General features: G+C 45.8%; 5 protein-coding genes and 1 pseudogene. 1 reads left to right on the top strand and 5 read right to left on the bottom strand.

The window, feature by feature from the left end:
- Positions 1-50 precede the first annotated feature (50 nt).
- Both P5683_RS22560 and P5683_RS22555 read right to left on the bottom strand, forming a co-directional pair.
- On the bottom strand, positions 51-287 hold the full coding sequence (locus tag P5683_RS22560; RefSeq protein WP_071533510.1) for an AI-2E family transporter: 237 nt from the start codon (positions 285-287) through the stop codon (positions 51-53).
- A 245-nt stretch (positions 288-532) separates the two neighbouring features.
- A complete protein-coding gene (locus tag P5683_RS22555; RefSeq protein ID WP_315641070.1) occupies positions 533-1384 on the bottom strand; it encodes an Npun_R2479 family HD domain-containing metalloprotein in 852 nt (283 codons plus the stop codon).
- Positions 1385-1751: 367 nt separating this feature from the next.
- Here P5683_RS22555 and P5683_RS22550 point away from each other — a divergent pair, with 367 nt between their 5' ends.
- The gene (locus tag P5683_RS22550) at positions 1752-3296 is read left to right on the top strand and encodes an efflux RND transporter periplasmic adaptor subunit (RefSeq protein ID WP_006620566.1); all 1545 of its coding nucleotides are present in this window, start codon (positions 1752-1754) and stop codon (positions 3294-3296) included.
- A 172-nt stretch (positions 3297-3468) separates the two neighbouring features.
- Here the strand turns inward: P5683_RS22550 and P5683_RS22545 are convergent.
- The 3 genes and pseudogenes from P5683_RS22545 to P5683_RS22535 form a co-directional block, all read right to left on the bottom strand.
- Positions 3469-4239, bottom strand: a pseudogene (locus P5683_RS22545) (adenylate/guanylate cyclase domain-containing protein).
- Positions 4240-4541: 302 nt separating this feature from the next.
- On the bottom strand, positions 4542-4832 hold the full coding sequence (locus tag P5683_RS22540) for a CHASE2 domain-containing protein (RefSeq protein WP_006620569.1): 291 nt from the start codon (positions 4830-4832) through the stop codon (positions 4542-4544).
- A complete protein-coding gene (locus P5683_RS22535) occupies positions 4786-5013 on the bottom strand; it encodes a CHASE2 domain-containing protein (RefSeq protein WP_006620570.1) in 228 nt (75 codons plus the stop codon). Before P5683_RS22535 ends, P5683_RS22540 begins: the two co-directional genes overlap by 47 nt.
- Positions 5014-5079: the final 66 nt, after the last annotated feature.

Raw genomic sequence — 5079 nt, 5'->3', positions numbered from 1 at the left:
ATGCCATGGATTCTGTTCTCAAGGCTGCGTCCTAACCGTATTGACTAGTGCTATATTTGATTGAGTAGTTGTTGCTGTAAAATCCCCACATAAAAGGGTAAATTATGTTCATAACTCCAGGATTGAAATAGGGCTAACTGCTGCTGTGCAGACTCAGCCAATTCGGGTAATTTGGTAATAAATTGTCTAGTCTGATTTAACACAGGAGGAAGCACGGTTAAACCCACAATGACAACGACGGTCGCCGCCACCAAATAAACCAGTGCCGCCGCGACTCCCCTAGGGATAAATCGTTTTCACTTAGCCACAGGTGCATTGAGAATAAATGCAACTAATGCAGCGACTATTAAAATAGTAACCAACTCCCCCACATAATTCATAGTTTGTAGGGTAAGACCTCCAGCAATCAGAATTAATATCCAAGAGATTAAGAACTGCTGTATAGGTGAAAATATGGAATTCATTAGGGCTTGATTTTTAACTGTATACTTTCAGATTGTACGGAGGCAAATTCGATGGTAAACCCCAGTAATTAGACTTCTACTGTAGCCTGAGACACCTGATCATGTTCAACCATAAACACATTAGAGTAAAGGTTGGCAACAATTTGTTTACCTTGTTGGGTAAGAGACAAGTAATTTAAGGCATCTTTGACATAAGGATAAACACCATTCCAGTAGAATTTAGGATAGTTCTTGCGTAGGTCTTCTGGGCTTTTGTAGCCAACTCTTTGATTAAAGCCAGTTTCCTCAAATTCGTAAAATAAAGCACTGATTTTTTTCAGGTAACGAGGATCTGAGAGTTGACCAATGAGATCAGCCGCCCGAACCAAACCGGGATAGTTCATGGTATTCTGATGATCGGATTCTTTGGGGACTGGAAACCGGGTCAGTTCGATATTATGCTTAATGACTTCAGCATCAATCAGTTTATGGCCGCCAAAGCGTTCTTCAATAAATAATTTAGCGCGATCGACATGGAAAGGGGTGAGACTAGCATCAGTACATCCGTCTGGTAGTTCTACCATGGTTCCGCGTCCGGTAGCAAAGGTATTTTCTCGATCGCGACGACAAACGCCTTTGACATAACCAATATCGTGACAAACTAGGGAGATGATGTAGTGTAGCCAGTCTTCACAGGATACGCCACCCTCGCGGATATGTTTTCCCCGCAGGATTTCCTGTCCCACTAATGTGACCATAATTGTATGTTCGACATCGTGATAAAGGGCATCACTATTGGCAATGTTTTCTAGAGCCATGTTTCCAGCCCAGCCAATAATCTCCTCATAGTTGGATTTATAACCTCCGTGGGTGCGGCGGTAACCTTCCCGAATTAGTTCAACAAAGGCATCAATTAGACATTCCGTGGCATTAAAAACCATATAGGCCCGTCCTGGCTATGTTTTGATTATAGATAAACTACTGACGAGGTATGTACTATAGCACTCAGCCTATATCCTAATCTACGAAACAGAATTATCAAAAGCGATCGCCCCCAGACTGGTAGCGGGGACAAATCAGAATTGGTAAAGCTGAGTTAATCTATGTAAATAGATGTGAACTAGTGGAGACCTCGCGCCACAGACTCTCAAGGAGCCAAACCCCTTAAAAAATAAGGCTTTTTCGGCGGTATCCCTCAGATATTTTTCTCCTCGGTTCCCAGGGACACCTGGAAATTGTGAATTTTAAGAGGAATTTACGCAACTTTTCTTTACAATATATTTAAGGAGTGCCGGGGGAGGATTACTCGTGGTTCATAAAGATACATTACCAGATATTGATGACGATCAATACCCTGAATTGTCACTAAATGGCGATCGCGTTAAATTTGAAGACCTAGAGGAAGAACCCGAGGAAGCTGTACCTCCCCAGGGGGGCAGTTTGCGGAATATGGTGATCGGGGTGGTCATAGGAATTGTGGCGACTCTGGGAGTTCTGCACTTTTCCTCTAACAACAGTTCCGAACCAGTAACCGAGGAAAGCCCAGGGGTAGAAGTAGCGCCAGCGGTTAGTCCCAGCGCCACCCAAACGGTGACAGTAGCGCCAGTGGAAATGACGACTGTAACCCGCACCCTTGATGTGACCGGGACTGTGGAAGCCTACGACCTACTCCCAGTTTTACCCCAAGCCAGCGCAGTGCAAATTCAACAGGTTTTAGTAAATCAGGGGGAAATGGTAACAGAGGGACAGGTGATGGCGGTGTTAGATGATTCGGTTTTGCGATCGCAAATTGACCAAGCCAACGCCCAGGTAGAGTCCGCCAATTCCCTCGTCCGTCAGCGGGAAGCTAACCTCGGACAAGCCCAAGCAGGTCTCGCGCAAGCGCAAGCGAGTCTATTGGAGGCTGAGTCATTACTGACTCAAAATCAAGCTAGGTTAGCGGAAGCCAAGGCTAATTTAGATCAAGCCCGCCGAGAAGTAGAACGCTATGAAGATTTAAGCAGCCAAGGGGTGGTGAGTCGCCAGGAACTAGAAACCCGCATTACCACGGCAAAAACGGCCGAAGAAGGGGTGAGAGTCGCAGAGGCTAATATTTCTAGCGCTAGGGCTACCATTAGCAGTGCTAGGGCTAATATAGGCAGTGCTGAGGCTAACGTGGAAAGCGCCGAGTCTAATATCCGTAGTGCTGAGGCGGAAGTGCGTAGCGCCCAGGCGCGGGTTCGTCAGTTGGAAACTCAACGGGAACAAACTATAGTGCGTGCGCCTATGAGTGGCATTGTCGCCCAACGGACAGCGCGAGTGGGGGATGTTACTGGTAATCAACAACTGTTTTCGATTATTGCGGAAAATCAGTTAGAACTACACGCGAAGGTTCCAGAAACTCAGTTATCACAGGTGAGAATTGGTGCTGCTGTTACTGTGACTTCTGATGCTGATCAAAATTTGCAGGTGCGAGGGGTGGTGCGAGAAATTGCGCCTCTGATTGATCCTCAAAGCCGACAAGCTACTGTGAAAATTGACCTGCCTCCCTTGGGGGCTATTCGTGATTCTTTCTTGCGTCCGGGAATGTTTCTGCGGGCGGCGATAACTACTACTACTGTACAAGGAATGAAGGTTCCCGCTAGGGCCATCGTTCCCCAGGCTGACGGTAGTTCTATTGTTTATCGTCTATTACCTGATGATACGGTGGAAGCGCGAACTGTGGAAGTGGGCAACGTAATAGCCGTTATACCAGGCGATTTATCCCAGGCGAGTATAGAAATTATACAGGGTTTAAATGTAGGCGATCGCATTGCGATCGCTGGGGCAAGTTATCTTAAAGATGGCGATAAAGTTAATGTGGTGTCGCGGTGAATCATGAAACTCCCTATCTTGTCCCCTGTGGGAGGGGGGGATAATGTGGGTGGGGGTGCGGGGCTGTCTCCGCCGTGAATTACATCTGGGGGCGAGGAGATTCATCAAAAGCTGTGGCTATTCATAACTACTTAGGACAGTTGACAGAATAGATGGAAAGATTTAATACAGACTAAGGATTGTTAATTTGATAAACATTAATAGGTTGAGTGCGACCTTTGAGGTGAATGCTACCGATATATTCAGTTATAAATTGATGGCTAACTTCCTCATGGGTGTGTTGATTAATTAAAATCCGGCACACACCACCGCCAAAAGACTTATCATAACTTTCTAGTCGGGCAGCAATATTCACACTATGGGTGTGTTGATTAATTAAAATCCGGCACACACCACCGCCAAAAGACTTATCATAACTTTCTAGTCGGGCAGCAATATTCACACTATCTCCGAGAGTTGTATAGTACATTCTTTGGGAACTACCCAGACTCCCTGTAACTACCTCTCCGGTGGCAATTCCTACGCGCATAGAAACCGTAGGCTTACCTTCTAATTGCTATTGACTGTTTAATAATTTCAGTTTTTCTCCCATAGCTACGGCACAGGAAACGGCAGCGATCGCATCTTGGGAAATTTCTTCGGAAGTAGTGCGGGGAATAGGAACCCCAAACACAGCCATCACCGCATCCCCAATCAACTTATCGACAATTCCCTTATGGTCTAAAACCAGATCAGCCATGCCATTCATGTACTCATTTAACCAACACATCAAAGCATCAGCCGCCATAGTTTCGGCGATGGTACTAAACCCTTTTAAATCAGCAAATAATACCGTAGCAATCATTTTTTTTCCAGTCAGTTGACCCCGGGCAATTAATTCATCTCGACTTTGCCAAATCATCTCGGCAATTTGAGGGGTAACATGGCGACCAAACAGAGTCATAACCATCTGACGTTCTTGGTGTTCCCAATTGGCAATATAACCAGCGATCGCAATTCCCGAAGTAGTAAAAGCGATAATTGGTGGAACCAGGGGTATCCACCAGCCTTCCAGAAAAGCAATATAGGCGATCAGCGTCAAACTCCCGCCGCCAAACACTAAACTAAGTAAAGCGCCCCAACCTAATCGGTAAGTCCAACCCAGTGCCGTACCGATACCAGACCAAATCAGAATCCAAAACCACTCCATACCATAAGACCAGACCCGAAATTGAAGGCGACCGTCCAGGGCTTATGGGGACAAAATTAAGAATCACTACTCCCGTTGCGTTTGCTCATACTCATGAGAGTGCCGCTGTAGGGGGTGAAAAATAGGTCATTCAGGCTGTGGGCAATAGGGCCAATTAACACAATGCGATCGCTAAACAGATTAGGGTTTGATCGTCCTTCCAGTACATCTGTCATAGAAATCGTCTGAAAATTCTCTTGGGGGCCACGATAATTCAACAATACCTGATACCCCCCTGCATCAGCACTAAGAGAGTGCCCATCAGTGCCAGAAAAGCGGATCAAATTGCCCTGGGTCCAATTGAACATTTCCGCTGTCTGTAACCGTCGGGGTAATCCCATGTTGGTACAAATACATTAAGGCTAGTTTCGCGCCTAAACCTAAAACCGTTTGATTGTCTTCTGGTTGTACCGATAACAAACCCCGTCTAACGCGACCATCAGCATCAAGCACTAAATCAATCGAACCGACCTGACCTTTCTGATTCATTTAAGCTTAATATTCCTGAACATTGATTGACAATGCTCGGACTGTAACTATAGCAATACCATCATT

It is taken from the genome of Limnospira sp. PMC 1279.21 (genome assembly GCF_032349615.1).
GTDB lineage: Bacteria > Cyanobacteriota > Cyanobacteriia > Cyanobacteriales > Microcoleaceae > Limnospira > Limnospira fusiformis.
Note: the sequence above shows the minus strand (reverse complement) of the source record. Positions and strands in the feature narration are given on the sequence as shown.